Source organism: Streptomyces sp. NRRL S-244 (assembly GCF_000717915.1).
Lineage (GTDB): Bacteria > Actinomycetota > Actinomycetes > Streptomycetales > Streptomycetaceae > Streptomyces.
The window spans coordinates 1-19,761 of record NZ_JOCX01000019.1 but is presented as its reverse complement, the minus strand read 5'-3'; the positions used below and the strand labels follow the sequence as shown (position 1 = coordinate 19,761).

General features: G+C 72.4%; 17 protein-coding genes. 11 read left to right on the top strand and 6 right to left on the bottom strand.

What is annotated here, in order from left to right:
• Positions 1 to 41: 41 nt before the first annotated feature.
• Positions 42 to 977 (top strand): hypothetical protein, encoded by a 936-nt coding sequence (locus IF02_RS0122575; RefSeq protein WP_030159699.1) that lies wholly within the window; start codon positions 42 to 44, stop codon positions 975 to 977.
• Here the strand turns inward: IF02_RS0122575 and IF02_RS0122570 are convergent.
• The 3 genes from IF02_RS0122570 to IF02_RS0122560 all read right to left on the bottom strand — a co-directional run bounded on the left by IF02_RS0122570 (position 966) and on the right by IF02_RS0122560 (position 4,489).
• The gene (locus tag IF02_RS0122570; RefSeq protein WP_078622262.1) at positions 966 to 2,483 is read right to left on the bottom strand and encodes an MFS transporter; all 1,518 of its coding nucleotides are present in this window, start codon (positions 2,481 to 2,483) and stop codon (positions 966 to 968) included. The two genes, IF02_RS0122575 and IF02_RS0122570, sit on opposite strands and share 12 nt — an antisense overlap.
• A gap of 154 nt (positions 2,484 to 2,637) precedes the next feature.
• Complete coding sequence (locus tag IF02_RS33910; RefSeq protein ID WP_078622254.1) at positions 2,638 to 3,789, bottom strand: NUDIX hydrolase; 1,152 nt, start codon at positions 3,787 to 3,789, stop codon at positions 2,638 to 2,640.
• Positions 3,790 to 3,865: 76 nt separating this feature from the next.
• Entirely contained in the window at positions 3,866 to 4,489 is a 624-nt protein-coding gene (locus tag IF02_RS0122560; protein WP_030159693.1) for a LysE/ArgO family amino acid transporter, read from the bottom strand.
• Positions 4,490 to 4,558: 69 nt separating this feature from the next.
• Here IF02_RS0122560 and IF02_RS0122555 point away from each other — a divergent pair, with 69 nt between their 5' ends.
• The 8 genes from IF02_RS0122555 (at position 4,559) to IF02_RS0122520 (ending at position 12,524) form a co-directional block, all read left to right on the top strand.
• On the top strand, positions 4,559 to 5,551 hold the full coding sequence (locus IF02_RS0122555; RefSeq protein ID WP_078622253.1) for a LysR family transcriptional regulator ArgP: 993 nt from the start codon (positions 4,559 to 4,561) through the stop codon (positions 5,549 to 5,551).
• 29 nt (positions 5,552 to 5,580) lie between these two features.
• Positions 5,581 to 5,973 (top strand): TOBE domain-containing protein, encoded by a 393-nt coding sequence (locus tag IF02_RS0122550; protein WP_030159689.1) that lies wholly within the window; start codon positions 5,581 to 5,583, stop codon positions 5,971 to 5,973.
• Positions 5,974 to 6,039: 66 nt separating this feature from the next.
• Positions 6,040 to 7,122 carry a magnesium/cobalt transporter CorA gene (gene corA / locus IF02_RS0122545; RefSeq protein ID WP_030159687.1) on the top strand — a complete coding sequence of 361 codons (1,083 nt, stop codon included), beginning with the start codon at positions 6,040 to 6,042 and terminating at the stop codon, positions 7,120 to 7,122.
• A gap of 192 nt (positions 7,123 to 7,314) precedes the next feature.
• Complete coding sequence (locus IF02_RS0122540; protein ID WP_051696461.1) at positions 7,315 to 8,097, top strand: chitosanase; 783 nt, start codon at positions 7,315 to 7,317, stop codon at positions 8,095 to 8,097.
• A gap of 420 nt (positions 8,098 to 8,517) precedes the next feature.
• Positions 8,518 to 8,871 (top strand): DUF805 domain-containing protein, encoded by a 354-nt coding sequence (locus IF02_RS0122535; RefSeq protein ID WP_030159685.1) that lies wholly within the window; start codon positions 8,518 to 8,520, stop codon positions 8,869 to 8,871.
• 225 nt (positions 8,872 to 9,096) lie between these two features.
• Entirely contained in the window at positions 9,097 to 11,316 is a 2,220-nt protein-coding gene (locus IF02_RS0122530) for an NADP-dependent isocitrate dehydrogenase (protein WP_030159684.1), read from the top strand.
• A 127-nt stretch (positions 11,317 to 11,443) separates the two neighbouring features.
• Positions 11,444 to 11,992 carry a GNAT family N-acetyltransferase gene (locus IF02_RS0122525; RefSeq protein WP_030159683.1) on the top strand — a complete coding sequence of 183 codons (549 nt, stop codon included), beginning with the start codon at positions 11,444 to 11,446 and terminating at the stop codon, positions 11,990 to 11,992.
• Between the two features lie 70 nt (positions 11,993 to 12,062).
• Positions 12,063 to 12,524, top strand: coding sequence for a type II toxin-antitoxin system PemK/MazF family toxin (locus IF02_RS0122520; RefSeq protein WP_158708541.1), 462 nt, complete (start codon positions 12,063 to 12,065; stop codon positions 12,522 to 12,524).
• 26 nt (positions 12,525 to 12,550) lie between these two features.
• Here the strand turns inward: IF02_RS0122520 and IF02_RS0122515 are convergent, their stop codons facing one another.
• Positions 12,551 to 13,009, bottom strand: coding sequence for a hypothetical protein (locus tag IF02_RS0122515; protein WP_158708540.1), 459 nt, complete (start codon positions 13,007 to 13,009; stop codon positions 12,551 to 12,553).
• A gap of 193 nt (positions 13,010 to 13,202) precedes the next feature.
• On the opposite strand from IF02_RS0122515, the gene IF02_RS0122510 reads away from it, so the two are divergent.
• Positions 13,203 to 14,138, top strand: coding sequence for a cation diffusion facilitator family transporter (locus tag IF02_RS0122510; RefSeq protein WP_030159678.1), 936 nt, complete (start codon positions 13,203 to 13,205; stop codon positions 14,136 to 14,138).
• A 93-nt stretch (positions 14,139 to 14,231) separates the two neighbouring features.
• On the opposite strand, the gene IF02_RS0122505 is transcribed toward IF02_RS0122510, so the two are convergent.
• Positions 14,232 to 16,463: a terpene synthase family protein gene (locus IF02_RS0122505; RefSeq protein ID WP_037836919.1), complete on the bottom strand. Its 2,232-nt coding sequence runs from the start codon at positions 16,461 to 16,463 to the stop codon at positions 14,232 to 14,234.
• 13 nt (positions 16,464 to 16,476) lie between these two features.
• Positions 16,477 to 17,889: a family 2B encapsulin nanocompartment shell protein gene (locus IF02_RS0122500; RefSeq protein WP_030159674.1), complete on the bottom strand. Its 1,413-nt coding sequence runs from the start codon at positions 17,887 to 17,889 to the stop codon at positions 16,477 to 16,479.
• A 339-nt stretch (positions 17,890 to 18,228) separates the two neighbouring features.
• On the opposite strand from IF02_RS0122500, the gene IF02_RS0122495 reads away from it, so the two are divergent.
• A complete protein-coding gene (locus IF02_RS0122495; protein ID WP_030159672.1) occupies positions 18,229 to 19,566 on the top strand; it encodes a hypothetical protein in 1,338 nt (445 codons plus the stop codon).
• Positions 19,567 to 19,761: the final 195 nt, after the last annotated feature.

Here is a 19,761-nt window from a genome sequence, read left to right as displayed (position 1 = left end):
GACACCCCTCACCCAAACGCACACCATTCTCGGGAGACTTCATGCTGCGCACGCGCCGCAAACTTCGCACCGCCACGTACGTCCTGGCGACCGTGATCGCCGCCAGTGCCTCGATCGCCGCGGCCCCGGCACAGGCCGCCCACTCGCTGCCGTCCTACTGGTGCTACCTCAACGGTGTCGAGGTGAGGTCCGGTCTGACGGTGGTCAGAGGCACGGAGGGCGTCGACACGATCCTGTGCGAGAACGACGTCGAGAACGTCATCATCGACGGCGGCGGCGGCAACGACAACATCCGCGTCAAGGGCATGCTGATCGACTCCCAGGTACTCGGCGGCGAGGGCGACGACACGCTCCAGGTCAACAACCTCGCCCCGAAGAACGGCAACTCGTCGGTGCGCGGCGGCCTCGGCAACGACACCATCATCACCGCGCTCGTCGTGGGCACGGCCGACCACGGGTCCAGCGTCTACGGCGACCACGGCGACGACAAGATCACCACGGGCAGCGTGATGGGCCAGCCGGGCGAGTACGAGCGCGGCGGCGGCCAGGTCTTCGGCAACGACGGCAGCGACCTGATCCGTACGGGCAACATCGACCTCGGCGGCCGGGTGCTCGGCGGCAGCGAGAACGACGTCATCGAGCCCAAGTCGGTGGGCGCCGAGTCCGCGGGCATCGTCCAGGGCGGTCCCGGCAACGACACGGTCCGCGGCCTGAACGACACCGTCCTGACGATCGGACCGGGCTACGGCCAGGTCGACGGCGGGATCGGGACGAACTCCTGCCGGGTGAAGCACTTCTCGACCGGCGACCGGGTCCGCAGCACGCTGTCCAACTGCCCGTCCAGCGAAGCGGGCCCGGCGACCCCGTCGGCCCCCGCTTCGCCTGCCGCTCCCGCGGCTCCGGTCAAGCCAGCGGCCCCCGCGGCTCCGGTCAAGCCGGCGGCCCCCGCGGCCTCCGGCGGCCACTCACCGCGCTGACGGGCGGCGGCCCCCGGGCGCGCCGTGCCGGCGCTCCATGGACAGGCCGCCGGGAAGCAGGAACAGGGTCAGCACCGCGCCGGCGGCGAAGAGCACCGCCGATGCCGTGAAGACCGTGTGGTAACCCTCCAGGGCAGCCCGCGCCAGCAGTTCAGGCGTGGGCTGCCGGCCCGCCAGGGCGCGGGAGACGGCTCCGGCGCCAAGGGCGCTCATGAGCGCCGTGCCGACGGAGCCGCCGGTCTGCCGCATGGCGTTGACCGTCGCGGAGCCGACCCCCGCGTCCCGCGGGTCGATGCCGGCCGTGCCGAGGTTCATGGCGGCCGCCGTGATCAGGCCCATGCCCAACCCCGTGGCCATCTGGCCCGGCAGCACGTCGAGGACGTACGGGCCGGTCGCCGTCACGTTCGCCAGCCAGGCCATGCCGCACGCCGACAGCGCCATGCCGGCCACGATGCGCGGGCGCCCGCCGATCCTGCCCAGCAGCCCCGTGTTGCTGCCGATCGCGCCGATCATGGTGCAGGCCGACATCGGCATGAAGGCCAGGCCGGTCTGGGCCGGGCTGTATCCGCGGGCGTGCTGAAAGTAATACGTGAGGAACAGGAACACCCCGAACATGCCGACGCCGGTGATGAACACGGACATCAGCGCCGTGCCCCGGACCCGGTCGAGCACGATCCGCAACGGCAGCAGCGGATGGGCGCTCCGGCGCTGCCACCAGACGAACGCGGCGAGCAGGACGGCGCCGACGGCGAGGCAGCCCAGGACCTGCAGGGGCTGCCAGCCGTGGGGGCCGGACTTGGCGAGGCCGTACACCAGGCAGAACAGCCCGGACGACGCCAGCACCGTACCCGGCAGGTCCAGCCGGGGAGGGGTGGCCGGCGCGGAACGCCGGAGCAGCAGCACCCCGCCGATGACGGCGAAGGTGGCGAAGAGCAGGTTCACGTACAGGGTCGAGCGCCAGCTGAGGTGCTCGGTGAGGAATCCGCCCAGCAGCAGCCCCACGGCGCCCCCGGACGCGGCGAGCGCCCCGAACACGCCGAAGGCCTTGGCGCGTTCCGCGGGGGCGGAGAACGTGGTGGTCAGCAGCGAGAGCGCCGCCGGAGCCAGCAGCGCCGCGAACACGCCCTGGAGGGCGCGGGCCGTGACGAGGACGCCGAAGCCGGCCGCGGCGCCGCCGAGCGCGGAGGCCGCCGCGAAGCCGATCTGCCCGATCAGGAAGGCCCGGCGCCGCCCGAACTTGTCGGCCAGCCGCCCGCCGAGCAGGAGCAGACTGCCGAAGGTGATCGCGTACGCGGTCACCACCCACTGCCGCTGGTCGTCGGAGAACCCGAGGTCGGCCTGGGCGGAGGGCAGGGCGATGTTCACGATGGTGGCGTCGAGGACGACCATGAGCTGGGCCAGGCCGATGACGGCGAGGATCCACCAGCGGCGCGGATCGGGCGGCGCCGCGGTGTCGGGGGCGGCGGACGTGGTGCTGGTACCGGGACGGGTCGGCTCTGCGGACATGGTGTGGCTCTCCATGGGTTCCGCTCGTTCTCGCTGGCGAGAGGGCGTACGCGTGTGCGTGGACTGTCTGCTTCGACGATGCGTGAGACGGCCCCGTCGCCCGCGCGCCACGCCATGACGCCGTCCGGATGGACCAGCGCGGCGGGCGTTTTTCCTACCGTTTCCCCTTCTTCTTGCGCGGGGCCTCGGCCGGGCGGCCGGCGTGGAGTTCCAGCGGGCCCGTGCCCTCGGTGCGGGCGCGCAGGCAGGCCTCGATCTGGCGGCGCAGGGAGGGTTTGACCAGGGCGCGCAGCCCGCCGACGGGCACCGCCCGCCAGCGCAGCAGCTCGAAGGGGGCCAGCCGGATCCGGGCCAGCGTGGCGGCGTCCAGCACCCCGCCGTCGTAGAGGAAGCGGATGCGGGCCGGATAGCCGGGCTTGTGGGCCCAGTTGACGCCGAGCAGCCGGCCCGGTGCGAGGTCGAGGCCGAGTTCCTCGTGCACCTCCCGGCGGGCGGCGGCGCGCGGGGTCTCGCCCAGGTCGCTGTCGATCCCGCCGCCCGGCAGGTTCCAGCGCCCGGACTTGTCGTACGAGGGCTCCACCAGCAGGACCCGGCCCGCGGAGTCGGTGAACAGCACGCTGGCCGCGGTGATCGCCTTGGGGCGGGACGCCCGGTGGCTCGCGGCATCGAAGGACCCGGCGTGTTCCAGGGCCGTACGCCGCTCCGGGTCCAGGCCGGCGGGGGAGCCGGGCTGCGGCACGCCGTCGACGAGGTGCGCGAGGGAGCCGGCGTACAGCGCGGCCAGGGCGGCGCGCAGCCGGGGCGCGAGCCGGGCGGGCAGCACCGCGTACGCCTCCTCCGGCGCGAGCCAGCGGGCCGCGGAGGCCTCGCCGTCCGGGAGGGAGAGCCGGCCGGCCTGCTTGGGCGAGAGCGGCCCGACCAGGTGGACGTGGGCGATGAGGGAGCGGCCGAGGGAGCCGGGCCGCCGCGAGTCCACGGCGAGCAGCCGGCCCACCGGCGCGGACAGGCCCAGCTCCGCCTCCAGCTCCCGGGCCAGCGCCTCCTCCGGGGTCTCGGTGTCCTCGACGGTGCCGCCCGGGAGCTCCGCCTCCGCCCGGTGCGGGGGCGCCAGTACGAGGACCCGCCCGGCGGAGTCCAGCACGATCGCGGTGGCGGCGACGAGCGGGGACGGCCGGGCGGCGTAGTACAGGCGCACCTCGTCGGGGGAGGGGCCACCGGAGGACCCGTCGGGCGCTCCGCCGTACTGCCGGGCGGTCGGGCGGCCGGTCGGGTGGTCGGACGGGTGGTCGGACGGGCGGTCGGGCACTGCGGACTCCCAGGCTCTGGTCGTGCCACCGTACGGGGCGGATCCGCACCCCGCCCGGGCCCGCCGCGCTCGCCGGTCAGGCCCGGGCCAGGAGCATCCCGCCCATCGTGACCATGGTCGCCGCGACGAGCCCGTCCAGCACCCGCCAGGCCGCGGGGCGCGCCAGCAGGCCGCTCAGCAGCCGGGCGCCGTAGCCGAGGGTGCCGAACCAGATCAGGCTGGCCAGCCCGGCCCCGACGCCGAAGGCCCAGCGCAGGTCCCCGCGGTCGGCGGCGAGGGAGCCGAGCAGCAGGACGGTGTCCAGGTAGACGTGCGGGTTGAGCCAGGTCATGGCCAGGCAGGTCAGCACGGCCCGGCGGCGGGACCCGGCGGTGGCCCCCTCGGTGCCCAGGGCGGCGCCGGGGGTGGGCCGCAGCACCCGGCGGGCGGCGAGGAATCCGTAGCAGATCAGGAATCCGCCGCCGGCGATGGCGACCGCCGTCAGGGCGGCCGGCCAGGCGGTGACGAAGGCGCCGACCCCGGCGACGCCGAGGGCGATGAGGAGCGCGTCGGAGACGGCGCAGATCGCGACCACGGCGAGGACGGCGTGCCGGCGCACCCCCTGCCGCAGGACGAAGGCGTTCTGCGCGCCGATGGCGACGATGAGGGAGAGTCCGGTGCCGAAGCCGGCGAGTGCCGCCGCGATGATGCCGTGTGTCATGTCTCCGACCGTAGGCAGCGGCGTGGTTTCAGTACAGCTAAAGATTTTTACGTACCCTTAGCGCTCGTGATGGACGAGCTACCCCTGGACCAGGTACGGACCCTGCTCGCCGTGGTCGACGAGGGCACCTTCGACGCGGCGGCCGCGGCCCTGCACGTGACCCCGTCCGCCGTGAGCCAGCGGGTCAAGGCGCTGGAGCAGCGGACCGGGCGGGTGCTGCTGATGCGCACGAAGCCGGTACGGGCGACCGAGTCCGGGCAGGTGGTGGTGCGCTTCGCCCGGCAGCTGGCCCGGCTGGAGCGGGACGCGCGCGCCGAGCTCGGCATGGCGCAGGAGTCGGGCGGCCCGGTGCGGCTGCCGATCGCCGTCAACGCGGACTCGCTGGCCACCTGGTTCCTGCCGGCGCTCACGCGGGTGCCGCAGGATCCGCCGGTCTTCTTCGAACTGCACCGGGAGGACGAGGGGCATACGACGGCCCTGCTGCGGGAGGGCCAGGTGATGGCGGCGGTCACCTCCTCGCCGGATCCGGTGGCGGGGTGCACCGTACGCGGGCTGGGGCTGGCGCGGTACCTGGCGGTGGCGAGCCCCGGGTTCGCGGCCCGGTACCTGGCCGGGGGCCTCGAACAGGGCCTGCGGGAGGCCCCGGTGATCGTCTTCGACCGGCGGGACGAGCTCCAGGACGTGTTCGTACGGTCGCTGACCGGCGATCAGGACGCCGGGGCGGGACCGCTGCGCCACCACGTACCCACCTCGGAGGGGTTCTGCGACGCGGTGGCGGCCGGGCTGGGCTGGGGACTGGTGCCGGAGCCCCAGTCGGAGCCGCTGGTGCGCGCGGGCAGGCTGGACCTGCTGGCGCCGCGGCGGCCGATGGACGTACCGCTGTACTGGCAGCAGTGGAAGCTCGACTCCCCGGCGCTGTCGACGGTGGCGGAGGTGGTCGCGGCCGCGGCGGCCGAGGCGCTCCGCCAGGACGGGACCGTCCGCCGGGACGGGTCCCTCCGCCCGGACGGGACCTTCGGCCAGGACGGGACCCGGCACCCGGCGGGCCGGGGTCGGTCCTGATGCCTGCGGACAGCCCCTAAGCTGCGGGTATGGAGTCCTACACGATCGGCCAGGCTGCCCGGCTGCTCGGCGTGAGCGTCGATACGGCCCGGCGCTGGGCCGACGCCGAACGGTTCCCCACCCGCCGCGAGGGCACGCGGCGGATGGTGGACGGGCCGGACCTGGCCGCGTTCTGCGTACAGGCCGCCCAGGAGGCCGCCGAGGGCGAGGAAACCCCCTACACCTCGGCGCGCAACGCCTTCCCGGGCATCGTCACGGCCGTGAAGCTCGGCACCGTCGACGCCCAGGTCGAGATCCAGGCCGGCCCGCACCGCATCGTCTCGCTCCTGACCCGTGAGGCGGTGGAGGAGCTCGGCCTGGAGGTCGGCGCACGGGCGGTGGCCCGGGTGAAGTCGACGAGCGTCTTCATCGACCGGGTCTGACGGGGGCCCATCGGCGGCGGTGGCAGACTGGCCGCTGATCCGCCGAAGGGGAGTACCTCGTTGTCCATGTTCAGCAACCTGCGCCGGGCCGTGCGTCGCGGCTACCGGCGCGCCGTCGACCTCAGCCACCCCTCCCGCTCCCCGCTCGGAAGCGCGGTGGTCAACTGCGTGGTCTACGTGGACGGCGCACGGCAGGACGGCTGCGCCGAGGTGGAGGAGGCGCTGCGGCGGGTCCGCAAGACGGGCGACGGGTTCGTCTGGATCGGCCTCCACGAACCGACGAGGGAGGAGCTCGCCGGGCTCGCCGAGCTGTTCGGCCTGCACCCCCTCGCCGTCGAGGACGCGGTGACCGCGCACCAGCGCCCCAAGGTGGAGCGGTTCGACGACATACTGTTCTCCGTCTTCAAGACCGTGCGCTACGTGGAGCACGAGGAGCTCACCGCGACCAGCGAGGTCGTGGAGACCGGCGAGCTGATGGCGTTCACCGGCGACGACTTCGTCATCACCATCCGGCACGGCGGCCACGGCACGCTGGGCCCCGTCCGCGAGAGCCTGGAAGCGGCGCCGGACCAACTGGCCAAGGGGCCGTCCTCGGTCCTGCACGCCATCGCCGACCACGTCGTCGACGACTACGTGGCCGTCACGGACGCGGTGCAGAACGACATCGACGCCGTCGAGACCGCGGTGTTCAGCGAGTACGGCGGCCGGGGCGACGCGGGCCGGATCTACCAGCTCAAGCGCGAACTGCTGGAACTGCGCCGGGCGGTGGCCCCGCTGAGCCGCCCCCTCCAGCACCTGGCCACGCAGCCGATACCGGTGATCCCGGCGGAGGTCCGCGCCTACTTCCGGGACGTCTCCGACCACTTGACCCGGGCCACCGACCAGATCAACGCGTACGACGCGCTGCTCGACTCCATCCTCCAGGCGCACCTCGCGCAGGTGACCGTCGCGCAGAACGAGGACATGCGCAAGATCACGGCGTGGGCGGCCATCGTCGCCGTGCCCACGATGGTCTGCGGGGTCTACGGCATGAACTTCGACAACATGCCCGAGCTGCACTGGACGTACGGCTACCCGATCGTGGTCGGCGTCATGGCCCTCGCCTGCTTCGCCATCCACCGGGGCTTCCGCCGCAACGGCTGGCTCTGACCCCCGAGAGTCCCGCATCGCGCACAACACGCATGGCGTGCACGGGTATTGAGCTGTCTCGACGTCTGGTAGTAAAGTTTCCTAACGAAGTCGCTCAAGCCTCAACTTCCCCATGGAGGACTTGTGTTCGCCCCCCACCACAAGAAGATCGCCATCAGCGCCCTGCTCGGCGGCGCGCTCCTCGCCGTACCGGTGACCGCCCACGCGACGGCGGCGCCCGCGTCCACGCCCGCATCCGCGTCCCCCGCCGCGGCATCGGCGAAGGCGGTCGGCCTCGACGACCCGGCGAAGAAGGACATCGCCATGCAGATCGTCTCCAGTGCGGAGAACTCCTCCCTGGACTGGAAGGCGCAGTACAAGTACATCGAGGACATAGACGACGAACGCGGCTACACGGCCGGGATCATCGGCTTCTGTTCCGGCACCGGCGACATGCTCGACCTCGTCGAGTACTACACCGACGTCAAGCCGGGCAACGTGCTCGCCAAGTACCTCCCGGCCCTCCGGAAGGTCAACGGCACCGACTCGCACCAGGGCCTCGACCCGAACTTCACCAAGGACTGGGCGAAGGCGGCCCAGGACAGCGAGTTCAAGAAGGCCCAGGACCACGAGCGCGACCGGGTCTACTTCAACCCCGCCGTCAAGCAGGGCAAGTCCGACGGGGTCGCCGCGCTCGGCCAGTTCATCTACTACGACGCCATCGTCATGCACGGCGACGGCGGCGACTCCACCAGCTTCCGCAACATCCGCAAGCGCGCCCTGTCCAAGGCCAAGCCCCCGGCCCAGGGCGGGAACGAGACCACCTGGCTGAACGCCTTCCTCGACGCCCGCGTCTGGGCGATGAAGCAGGAGGAGGCGCACAGCGACACGAGCCGTGTCGACACCGCGCAGCGGGTCTTCCTCAAGAAGGGCAACCTGAACCTCAACACCCCGCTGGACTGGAAGGTCTACGGGGACCCGTTCCACATCGGCTGAACCGGTCGGTGAGTTCAGGGTGAGTTCGCGGCGTCCCGTGCCGGCCCCAGGGTCCGGGCGGGACGCCGTTCCGTGTACGTGACAGCGGCTGACAGGGTCGCGGAGCCGTAACGATGTGGGCGCGGAGGGACGTGCTCCGCCGGGGGTGAGGGCGTACGGGGGTTGCCGCCGGGTGACTCAGGAGGCCCGCCGGCATCACGAAACGGTTCCTGTTGCCCGTGTTTCGTCACCCCGTGTGACCCCGTGCGATCAGTGGGTTCCAAGTGGCCTTCGAGGCCCGTGATTTTGGTCGGTGAACCCTGGAAAAGCGGTAATTCCGCCGTGTTGTGAAGTGGCTTGACCGGTACATAAGCGGGGCATAAGTTCTGCCTCGGCTTGCTCCAGCAGGACGGGCCGACGAACCGTCCTCAGGGGGGACTCATGAACTACTACACCGACGTCCTGAAGAAGTACACCGTCTTCTCCGGCCGCGCCCGCCGCCAGGAGTACTGGATGTTCTTCCTCTTCAACCTCGGCGCCGCGATCATCCTCGCCATCGTCGACGGTGCGCTCGGCACGTACCCGCTGCTCTACGGGATCTACGCCCTCGCGGTCCTCCTCCCGAGCCTCGCGGTCGCCATCCGCCGCCTGCACGACACCGGCAAGTCCGGCTGGTGGCTGTTCATCGGCTTCGTCCCGCTGATCGGCGGCATCTGGCTCATCGTCCTCATGGCGACCGAGGGTCAGCCGCAGCCGAACCAGTACGGCCCGAACCCGAAGGCCGTCCACGCCTGAGCAGGCCCGCACGCCTGATCGCCTGAGCGCCGCCCCCGGCTGGAAACAGCCGATGGGCGGCGCTCTCGCCGTTTCCGGGGCCCGGCGGGGCCCCGGCCGGCCGAGGGTGACGCGCGTCTCCCCGGGACTCGGGCAGGGGGCTGTCCGGACCGGTCCGATCACGAGATATCTTGATGTCGAGCAATGTTGCAGACGAGAGACGCAGACTGTGGAGCGGAGCATCCGGTGACTGACTCGACCATCATCTACACGCACACTGACGAGGCCCCGGCCCTCGCGACGTATTCCTTCCTGCCTGTGATCCAGGCCTACGCGTCGACGGCCGGTGTGAATGTCGAGACCCGTGACATCTCCCTGGCCGGTCGGATCATCGCCAGCTTCCCCGAGCACCTCGAGGAGGGCCAGCGCATCGCCGACGCCCTCGCCGAGCTCGGCGAGCTGGCGAAGACCCCGGGCGCCAACATCATCAAGCTGCCCAACGTCTCGGCCTCGATCCCGCAGCTCAAGGCCGCGGTCGCCGAGCTCCAGGGCCAGGGCTACGCGCTCCCGGACTACCCGGACGACCCGAAGACCGACGAGGAGCGCGAGATCCGCGCCCGCTACGACAAGATCAAGGGCAGCGCCGTCAACCCGGTCCTGCGCGAGGGCAACTCCGACCGCCGCGCCCCCGCCTCGGTCAAGAACTACGCCAAGGCCCACCCGCACCGCATGGGCGCCTGGACCCCCGAGTCGAAGACGAACGTCGCCACCATGGGCGCCGAGGACTTCCGCTCCACCGAGAAGTCCGCCGTCATCCGCGAGGACGGCGTGCTGCACATCGAGCACGTCGCCGCCGACGGCACCGTCACCGTGCTCCGCCCGTCCGTACCGGTCCTGGCCGGCGAGGTCGTGGACGCGTCCGTCCTGCACGTCGACGCGCTGCGCACCTTCCTGAACGACCAGATCGAGCGCGCCAAGGCCGAGGACGTCCTGTTCTCCGTGCACCTCAAGGCCACGATGATGAAGGTCTCCGACCCGATCATCTTCGGCCACGTGGTCCGCGCCTTCTTCCCGAAGACCTTCGCCCGCTACGGCGAGACCCTGGCCGCCGCCGGCCTGTCCCCGAACGACGGCCTCGGCACCATCCTGAACGGCCTGGGCGCACTGCCCGACGCCGACGCGATCAAGGCCTCCTTCGACGCCGAGATCGCCGAGGGCCCGGCCCTCGCGATGGTCGACTCGGACAAGGGCATCACCAACCTGCACGTCCCGTCCGACGTCATCGTCGACGCCTCCATGCCGGCCATGATCCGTACCTCCGGCCACATGTGGGGCCCGGACGGCAACGAGGCCGACACCCTGGCCGTCCTCCCGGACAGCAGCTACGCGGGCGTCTACCAGGTCGTCATCGACGACTGCCGCGCGCACGGCGCCTTCGACCCGTCCACGATGGGCTCGGTGCCGAACGTCGGCCTCATGGCCCAGAAGGCCGAGGAGTACGGCAGCCACGACAAGACCTTCGAGATCGCCGCCGCGGGCACCGTCCGCGTCGTCGACTTCGAGGGCAAGGTCGTCCTGGAGCAGCAGGTCGCCAAGGGCGACATCTTCCGCGCCTGCCAGACCAAGGACGCGCCGATCCAGGACTGGGTCAAGCTCGCCGTCACCCGCGCCCGCGCCACCGGCGTCCCGGCCGTCTTCTGGCTCGACGAGGGCCGCGCGCACGACGCGCAGCTGATCGCCAAGGTCAAGACGTACCTCGCCGACCACGACACCGACGGTCTCACCATCGAGATCCTCTCCCCGGTCGAGGCCACCAAGTACTCCCTGGAGCGCATCCGCCGCGGCGAGGACACCATCTCGGTGACCGGCAACGTGCTGCGCGACTACCTGACCGACCTCTTCCCGATCCTGGAGCTGGGCACCAGCGCCAAGATGCTGTCGGTCGTCCCGCTCATGAACGGCGGCGGCCTCTTCGAGACCGGCGCCGGCGGCTCCGCCCCGAAGCACGTCCAACAGCTGGTCAAGGAGAACTACCTGCGCTGGGACTCCCTCGGTGAGTTCCTCGCGCTGGCCGTCTCCTTCGAGCACCTCGCGACCACCACCGGCAACGCCCGCGCCCAGGTGCTGGCCGACACCCTGGACCGCGCGACCGGCACCTTCCTCAACGAGGACAAGTCGCCGAGCCGCAAGCTGGGCGGCATCGACAACCGCGGCAGCCACTTCTACCTCGCCCTGTACTGGGCCCAGGAGCTGGCCAAGCAGACCGACGACGCCGAGCTGGCCACCGCGTTCGAGGCGCTCGCCAAGACGCTGGGCGAGCAGGAGCAGACCATCGTCGGCGAGCTCATCGCCGTCCAGGGCTCCCCGGCCGACATCGGCGGGTACTACCAGCCCGACGCCGCGAAGGCCTCGGCGGTCATGCGGCCGTCCGCGACCTTCAACCAGGCGATCGCGACCCTCGCCTGAGGTCAGATCGTCTTGATCGATTCCGCCCCGGTCGGCAGCAGCCGACCGGGGCGGACCCGTATGCGGCCGCCTCCGTGCGCCGGAAACCCGGTTGCGGGGCGCTCCCGCCGACGGCTAGGAAGTCCCCGTGATCCAGGGAACCCTCGCCGGGCTGCGCGCCCGGCACGCCGATGACGTAGCCGTGCTCCACGCCGGGCTGTACGAGGACGTGGCGACGCGCTCGCGGGCCGAAGCCGGGCCGTGGCGTCCGATAGCCCCGAGCACCGGCCACTCCCCGTACGAGCCCTCCGCCCCGTCCGAAACCGCGTCGTTCTTCTCGGTGGTCGAGGCCGCCTCCGGATCGCTCGCGGGCGACGCGGGGCTGTGGGGCATCGACACCCACAACCGCAGCGGCCACCTCGGGATCTCCCTGCTGCCCGGCTCCCGCGGCCGCGGCCTGGGCGCGGAGGTCGTGCAGCTGCTGTGCCACTACGGGTTCACCGTGCGCGGGCTGCACCGGCTCCAGGTGGAGACCCTCGCCGACAACGCCGCCATGATCGGCGCCGCGACCCGCGCGGGCTTCACCCTGGAGGGCACCCTCCGGCGCTCCGCCTGGGTGGCGGGGGCCTTCGTCGACGAGGTCATCCTCGGGCTGCCGGTGGAGGAGTGGAAGCGGGGGGCCGAACCGCGCCAGTGACCGTCGGCGGCCCCTGGCGCCCCTGTGGCGGGTGCGTTAGCGTGCCGCCCGGTATCTGGGGGGAGTTCGGGTGGCGCGTCGCAAGCACAGGTTGCTGGTCCGGGTGGCCGCCGTACTCGCCGCCGGTGCGGCCAAGGCGATCGGTGCGCGCCCCAGGCCGGGCGAGGTCTGGCTGGCCATGGTGCCGCTGCGGGAGGACCCCGAACAGCGGCTGCGGCACTACTGCGTGGTGCTGGAGACCGGCTCCGGCGCGGCCCGGGTCGCCCAGATCACCAGCAAGGACAAGGACGGCCGGCGCGACCACATCCGGATCCCGAACCACGGCTGGGACGAGTTCTCCGGCCGCTCCCACTGGGTGGAGATCGGCCGCGAGCCCCGCGTGGTGCCCTACCGCAGGTTCCTCAAGTTCCGGCCGCAGGGCCCCTGCCCGGACGCCGTCTGGTCCGAGCTCCAGGCCCGCCGCCCGGCGGCCGTCCCCGCCCCCGCGGGGGCGTCCCTGCTGAAGCGGATCCTGCGCAAGCACCGGGGCTGACGGGACCGCTCATGTCCGGCCCCTGGTCAGAGCCGGTGGACGCGTTCCCCCTCGAAGGCCAGCGGGGACCGGCCCGCGGCCAGGATGCGCAGCCCAGGGGCCGCAGTGAGCAGGCGCCGCAGCCAGGCCAGCGCCTCCGGCGCGAGGTGCTCGGTGCCGTCCAGGACGAGGAGCATGTCCCGCTCCGCGAGCCACGAGACGGGGTCCGTCGTCCCGTACGGCAGGAACGGCATGCCCGGTACGCAGCCCAGGGCGGCCGTCAGCTCGCGTACGCCGAAGGGCCGGCCCAGTGCGACGACGGCCGCGCCGTCGTAGAAATTGGACGCCAGCCGCTCGGCGATCTCCCGCACCAGCCGGCTCCGCGGTTCCCGGAACCGCCCCGTGATCGTCAGCACCCGTCCCCGCCGGACGGCGGTCAGCAGGCGTGACAGCTCGTCGGATGTCGCCGGCAGCGTGCCGGCCCGGCCCGAATCCCTCATCGGCACGATGCCCCCCATTGCATGCGTGTCCCATGCGCGGCCAAGGGTTCATTCGGGCCGCGTAGCGATGATTATGCGCCAGTTCTGCCGGAAGGCCAGGGGAATGTCGGATTCCGGATAAGTTGTACACGCGATGCTGTTTTGTCCATTCGCCCAGGTGGGGGCCGCCGGCGGGCGGGGGCGGCCGCCCTGTGCTCGGATGGTGATCATGGGCCATGACCACGGAGCTCCCTCGGCGGCCGCCGGGACCGTCAGCGGGACCTTCCGCGCCCGCCTGCTCTGGACCATCGGCATCAGCGTCACGATCACCCTGATCCAGGTCGTCGGATCCCTGCTCTCCGGCAGCCTCGCCCTCCTCGCCGACGCCGCGCACAGCCTCACCGACGCCGTAGGGGTCTCCCTCGCGCTCGGCGCGGTCACCCTCGCCCAGCGTGCCCCGACCCCCCGCCGCACCTTCGGCTTCTACCGGGTCGAGATCTTCTCGGCCGTCCTGAACGCCCTGCTCCTCCTCGGCATCTTCGTGTGGGTCCTCTACACCGCCGTCCGCCGCTTCAGCGAACCCGTCGAGGTCAAGGGCGGGCTGATGTTCGGCGTCGCCCTGCTGGGCCTCGCCGCCAACGGCGTCGGCCTGTGGCTGCTGCGCGACGCCAAGGAGCACAGCCTCAACCTGCGCGGCGCCTACCTGGAGGTGCTCGGCGACGCCCTCGGCTCCGTCGCCGCCATCGTCGGCGGCCTGGTCATCCTGCTCACCGGCTGGCAAGCCGCCGACCCCGTCGCCTCCATCGTCATCGGCCTGCTCATCGTCCCGCGCGCGTACGGACTGCTGCGCGAAGCCGCCCACGTCCTGCTGGAGGCCACCCCGCAGGACATGGACCTGGCCGACGTACGCCGCCACCTCCTGGAGGAGCCCGGCGTACTGGCCGTGCACGATCTGCACGCCTGGACCGTCACCTCCGGCATGCCCGTGCTCACCGCGCACGTCGTGGTCGCCGCCGAGACCCTGCGCGGCGAGGACCACGGGAAGCTGCTCGCCCGGCTCCAGGCCTGCGTGGGCGACCACTTCGACGTGGCCCACTCCACCCTCCAGCTGGAACCGGAGGGGCACGCCGAGGACGCACGGGCCCTGCACGCGTGACCGCGGCCGCCGTCACGCCCGCGCGGGCCGCCGTCACGCCCACCCGGCCGCCGTCACGCCCACCCGGCCGCCGTCACGCCCACCCGGCCGCCGTCATGCCCACCCGGCCCGGTGCGGGGCCCGGGGCAGCGCGCCGGGCAGGGCGGCCACCACCGCCCCGGTCCGCCGCGCGTGGTGGCGTTTCAGGTCCTCCTCCCGGTAGCGCCGGGTCTGCGCGTGCCAGGTGGCGATCCCGGACATCCACTGCTTGAGCTCGTCCGCGTACCGGTCCAGCGCCGCCCGCGCCGCCGCGTCCAGCCCGAAGTCCCGGTACATCGCGGGGAACTCGTGTCCCAGCACGTGCTCGAACTGCTTCATCCGCGAGGTCATCAGGTCGTTCACGACCCCGAGCGCCGTCGGATAGTCGCAGCCGAAGAAGGTCTCCGTCACGACCAGCATGTTCAGCAGCTCGCCCTCGTACTCCACCTCCTTCCGGTACGAGTACACGTCGTTCATCAGCCCCGAGTAGTCGAAGGCGGCCGCCTCCAGCGACTGCATCGCCGCACTCCCGTACACGGCCTCCGGTACGACGTCCATGTGCGCCATCCGCGCCAGCGAGGCCGTCATGGGCGAGCCGAAGGTCACCCGGCGCATCTCCAGGTAGTCCACCGGGTCGGGCACCCGGTGGGCCGCCTGGTTCTCCACCTCCCACAGCCAGCCGTCGAGCACCGAGTCCATCGCCGCCCGGAACATGCGCCGCCCGGCCGGCGCCATCGGGGTGATCGTGCGCAGCCAGACGTCGGCGAGCCCCCGTTCCACCGCGTTCACCGGGTCGGGGGTGGGCGCCTGCGGCTCCAGCGGCATGAGCGCGCGCAGCCGGGCGTCCTGGGCCCTGGCCCCGGCCAGGTCGCGGGGGGCGCCGAAGCGCAGCGGATAGAGGTCGTCCGCGTACGTGCCCCAGCTCAGCCAGGCCGCGCTGACGTCCAGGTCCCCGGCCGAGGCCTTCGGGTCGATGCCCGCCGAGCACAGCGCGAAGTCGAAGTCGACGGCCTTCTCCTCCCACCACAGGCCCTCGTCGAACATCCCCATCGCGCGGTTCCACTCCACCAGCCGCCCGCGGGCGCCCTCCAGGTGCGGGTTGAGCCGCGTCGGGTACGGCAGGTAGAAGTCCGGGACCACCGACGGCCCCACCGGGTGCGGGGCGCGGGCGTGCCGCCGGCGCCGGTCCGCGCCGCCGGTGATCCCCAGCAGCGCCTTGAGGCCGGAGGCCGCGCTGCCCAGCCCCGGGGGCCCGGAGGGCAGCCCGGCCCGCCGGTTCATGTAGCGGCTGGAGCGCAGGTGCCACTCGTGGCCGCCGGACTGCCAGTCCTGGAGCCCGCGCGCGTACGTGAGCACCGCGACGACCTGCTCCGGGGTCAGGCCGGTCCGTACGAACATCGGGGGCAGCTCGGCGAAGAAGGTGTGCTCGAACTGCTGGAGCCGGGAGGTCAGCAGCCGGTTCAGCTGGTCGGCCGCCTCCTGGGTGGTGCACCCGAAGAACGTCTCCAGCACCAGCACCCCGTTGCTGAGTTCGCCCTCCCGGCCGACCTCGCGTTCGTACGAGAACAGGTCGTTGCGGAAGTGCACCGAGTCCGCGAAGCAGTCGCGCAGCACGCGCAGCGGCCGTTCACCGGAGACGGCGGCGGGCACCTCGGCGCCCACCGCGTGCTCGATGAGCCCCGCCGACCAGGGCGCTCCGCCGACCTTGCGGCGCTGTTCCACGTACTCGACCGGATTGGCGACCCGGCCGATGCTGATGTTGTCGAGCTCCCACAGGGACTCCACCAGGAGATTGCGGGTGCTGAGCGAGAACCGGTCGATCCAGTCCGGCGAATGCCCGGGGACGGTACGGGCCCACAGGTCGGCGAGCCCCGCCTCGACCGGGTTGCCGGGCTCCGGGCCCTGCGCCCCCGCCCCCTGCGCCCCCACCCCGTGCGCCGGCGCGGCGCCGGGCATGAACAGGGCCAGGCGCTCCAGTGCGGTGCGCCCGCCCTCCCGGTCGCCGCGCCGCTTGAAGACCTCCAGGAACCAGTCGTCGAAGAAGAACACCCACACGTACCAGTCGGTGACCAGCGAGAGCATCGGGGCATCGCATTCGGGATGGGTGTAGGCGCACAGCAGTGCGTAGTCGTGGGCCTCCAGGTCGGCCTGGTCCCAGACGCCGGAGCCCTCCAGCATGCCCATGCCGCGGGCCCAGTCGAGGGCGTGGGCGCGGGCGCGGGCCAGGTGGGGGTTGAGGCGGGCGGGATGCGGGACGTAGAACTCGGGCAGTTCGAAGGGCTGCGCGCTCCCTGTGCTGCTGCTCATCCGGCCGCCGCCCTCAGTCCTCGAAGCGCGAGATCTCTACGTTCTCCAGCACCCCGACGGCGTCGGGAACCAGGATCGCCGCCGAGTAGTAGGCGGTGACCAGGTAGGAGACGATCGCCTGCTCGTTGATGCTCATGAAGCGGACGGACAGCCCCGGCTGGTACTCGTCCGGCAGGCCGAGCTGGTGCAGTCCGATGACCCCCTCGTTGTCCTCGCCGGTGCGCATGACCAGGATCGAGCTGGTCCGCTCCTTCGTGATCGGGATCTTGTTGCAGGGCAGCAGCGGCACCCCCCGCCAGGCGGGCATCATGTGCCCCTGGAACTCGACGGAGGCCGGGTACAGGCCGCGCCGGCTGCACTCGCGGCCGAACGCGGCGATCGTGCGCGGGTGCGCGAGGAAGTACTGGGAGCCGCGCCGCCGGCTGAGCAGGTCGTCCATGTCGTCGGGGGTGGGCGGGCCGGTGCGGGCGTAGATCCGCTGCTCGTACTCGGCGTTGTGCAGCAGCCCGAACTCCGGGTGGTTGACCAGCTCGCTCTCCTGGCGTTCCTTGAGGGCCTCGATGGTCAGGCGCAGCTGCTGCTCCGACTGGTTCATCGGCTGGTTGTAGAGGTCGGCCACGCGGGTGTGCACGCGCAGCACGGTCTGGGCGACGCTCAGCTCGTACTCGCGGGGGCTCAGGTCGTAGTCGACGTACGTGCCGGGCAGCATGACCTCGCCGGTGTGGCCGGCCGACAGGTCCACGGCCTCGCTGCCCTTGCGGCCGACCCGCTCCGCCTCCAGATAGGCCTCGGCGTGCCGGCGCAGGGCGGGGGAGCGGCTCAGCGCCTCGTCCCAGTTGCCGCGGTTGTACGTCATGGTCACCACGTCGGTCTGGGCCCGGGCGGTGAACTCCCAGCGGGCGTCCGGCAGCGGGTGGTGGCCGAAGTGGTCGCCGTCGCTGAGGACGCCGAGGCTGGCCTCCTCCCCGTACGCGCTCTCGCCGAGCCGCTCGATGCGGCCGTGGGCGATCAGGTAGATCTTGTCGACGGGCTCGCCGCGGCGGACGATCACGTCGCCCTTGCGGAACTCCTCCTTGACGAACCGGTCCGCGATCGACTTGACGACCGCGTCGTCGGGGAAGTGGCGCAGCATGCCGAGCTCGCGCAGCATGGGCGGGATGACCCGCAGTTCGGATCCGGTCTTGACGAAGCTGATGCGCCCGTCACCGAGGGTGTAGCTGACCGTGCGGTTGACCCGGTACGTGCCGCCGCTGGTCTGGACCCACGGCAGGATCTTCAGCAGCCAGCGGGAGCTGATGCCCTGCATCTGCGGGGCGGACTTGGTGGTGGTGGCCAGGTTCCGCGCCGCGTCGGTACTGAGGCTCTGGCGGGCGGAGCGGGTCTGCGGTGCGGCGGCGCCGGCTTCGGTCGTCGGGTCGACAGACATGACGGAACGTCCTCTCGGTCGGTCTTCCTCGGTCGGTCTTCCTCGGGCGTCTTCCTTGGGCGTCTTCCTTGGTCGGCCGGTCTTCCCGGCTCCGGATGCGGCGTCGGTGACGGTCGCGTTCGTCGTGTACGGGGTTGATCGGAAGGAGTGGCCCCGCTTGTGTGTGATCCGCTGTGCTCCCGCACGCCACGCACACCCGGTGTGACCGGGGGCCACCGTGTGCACACGTCTTAGTTAGAGGCAGGGCGGCCCCACCGGGTACACGGGCCCCTGTCCCACCCTGTTGAATCTCCGATCGTGTTGAAGCGCTGGACACACGTACGAGTTGGGCGGTTCTGGATGGCGAAGCGTGACCCCAACGGACGACTCCGCACCCTCCTCACCGAAGCCCGCTGGAGCGGGCAGGACTTCGCACGGGCCGTCAACGGCGTCGCAGCCGAGGCCGGCCTCACCCTGAGCTACGACCGGACCTCCGTCTCCCACTGGCTCGCGGGCACCAGGCCGCCCGCGCACGTCGTCGCCCTCGCCGCCGAGGCCCTGAGCCGGCGCACCCGGCGCCGGATCGACGCCGCCGACACCGGGCTGGCCCGGCCGTCCGCCGCGCCGCGGGGTCGCGAACGCTCCGCGGCCGGGAGCGGCCCCAGCCCCGACCTCGGCCCTCAACTGCCGGACAACGGGCCGGACTTCGGGGTCGGCGCGTTCGGCGAGGTTCCCGTGTACTCCTCGGCCTGGCGGCCGCCGGAGGGGCAGCACGCCGGTCCGGAGGCGGCGGGCACGCGCACCGGGGCACGGATCGGGCAGGACCACGTACGGGCCGCCGAGGCGGTCCTCCCGGTCTTCCGCAACGCCGACATGATGTTCGGCAGCGGCCTCGCCCGGCCCGCCCTGACCGCGTACCTCGCCACCACCGTCGCCCCCTGGCTGCGCGCCGGCGCGCCGCCCTCCGTACGCCACCGGCTGCTGGGCGCCACCTCCCGGCTGGCCTACACCGCCGGGTTCCTGTGCTTCGACAGCAACCAGCACGGGGTGGCCCAGGCCTACTACCGGGCGGCGCTGCGGCTGGGCCGGGAAGCGGGCGATCCGCAGTGCCACGCACCCGTGCTGCGGGCGATGAGCGTGCAGGCCCACCACCTCGGCCACCGTACCCAGGCGCTGGAGCTCGCCCAGGCGGCCGCACGGGAGGTGGGGCGGCTGCCGACGCTCCAAGCGGCCTTCGTCACCGGGCAGTTGGCGGTGGCGGAGGCCGCCTGTGGGGACCGGCGGGCCGCGGTCTCCCATCTGGCGGGCGCACAGCGGCTGCTGGAGCGCTCGGAGGGGCAGAGCGCGCCGATCGGCGACTACCACCAGGCCGCGCTGTGCCACCAGGAGGCGGAGGCGCTGGCCGCGCTGGGCGACGGCCGGGGCGCCATCGCCGCGCTCGGCGCCTCGCTGCGCCACCGGCCGGCGGCGGAGCGCCGGGCCCGGGCCGTCACGGCGGCCCGGCTCGCCGAACTGCACCTGGGCCAAGGGCATCTGGAGCGGGCCTGCGCCGCCTGGCACGAGGTGCTGGACGCCGTACCGCAGCTGGAATCGGCGCGGGTGACCGACGCGCTGCGCCGGATGCGGGGCCGGCTGCGGGCGGTCCGCGCCAGCGGGGTCGTACGGCCGCTGCTGGAGCGGGTGGCGGCGGGAACGTAGCGGCCCCTGCCGTCGCACACCCGTTCAGAGCTTCAACCGCGCGGGATTTTCAACAGGGCCGCCCCCGGCACGGCTACCGGGACGCCCGGGCCGCAACGCACTGTCGTGCCATGCAGAAGCATCCGCCCGCTGCCTACCCCGCCCACCCGCCGCTGTCTCTTATACACATCTGACGCTGCCGACGATATGCAGTGT

Bases quoted from the DNA above. Each gene is read 5' to 3' on its own strand.
- IF02_RS0122560 (WP_030159693.1), bottom strand. From the start codon at position 4,489: ATGACACACGGCATCATCGCGGCGGCACTCGCCGGCTTCGGCACCGGA.
- IF02_RS0122535 (WP_030159685.1), top strand. From the start codon at position 8,518: ATGAACTACTACACCGACGTCCTGAAGAAGTACACCGTCTTCTCCGGC.
- corA (WP_030159687.1), top strand. From the start codon at position 6,040: ATGTTCAGCAACCTGCGCCGGGCCGTGCGTCGCGGCTACCGGCGCGCC.
- IF02_RS0122570 (WP_078622262.1), bottom strand. From the start codon at position 2,483: ATGTCCGCAGAGCCGACCCGTCCCGGTACCAGCACCACGTCCGCCGCC.
- IF02_RS0122500 (WP_030159674.1), bottom strand. From the start codon at position 17,889: ATGTCTGTCGACCCGACGACCGAAGCCGGCGCCGCCGCACCGCAGACC.
- IF02_RS0122550 (WP_030159689.1), top strand. From the start codon at position 5,581: ATGGAGTCCTACACGATCGGCCAGGCTGCCCGGCTGCTCGGCGTGAGC.
- IF02_RS0122505 (WP_037836919.1), bottom strand. From the start codon at position 16,463: ATGAGCAGCAGCACAGGGAGCGCGCAGCCCTTCGAACTGCCCGAGTTC.
- IF02_RS0122555 (WP_078622253.1), top strand. From the start codon at position 4,559: ATGGACGAGCTACCCCTGGACCAGGTACGGACCCTGCTCGCCGTGGTC.
- IF02_RS0122575 (WP_030159699.1), top strand. From the start codon at position 42: ATGCTGCGCACGCGCCGCAAACTTCGCACCGCCACGTACGTCCTGGCG.
- IF02_RS0122510 (WP_030159678.1), top strand. From the start codon at position 13,203: ATGGTGATCATGGGCCATGACCACGGAGCTCCCTCGGCGGCCGCCGGG.
- IF02_RS0122495 (WP_030159672.1), top strand. From the start codon at position 18,229: ATGGCGAAGCGTGACCCCAACGGACGACTCCGCACCCTCCTCACCGAA.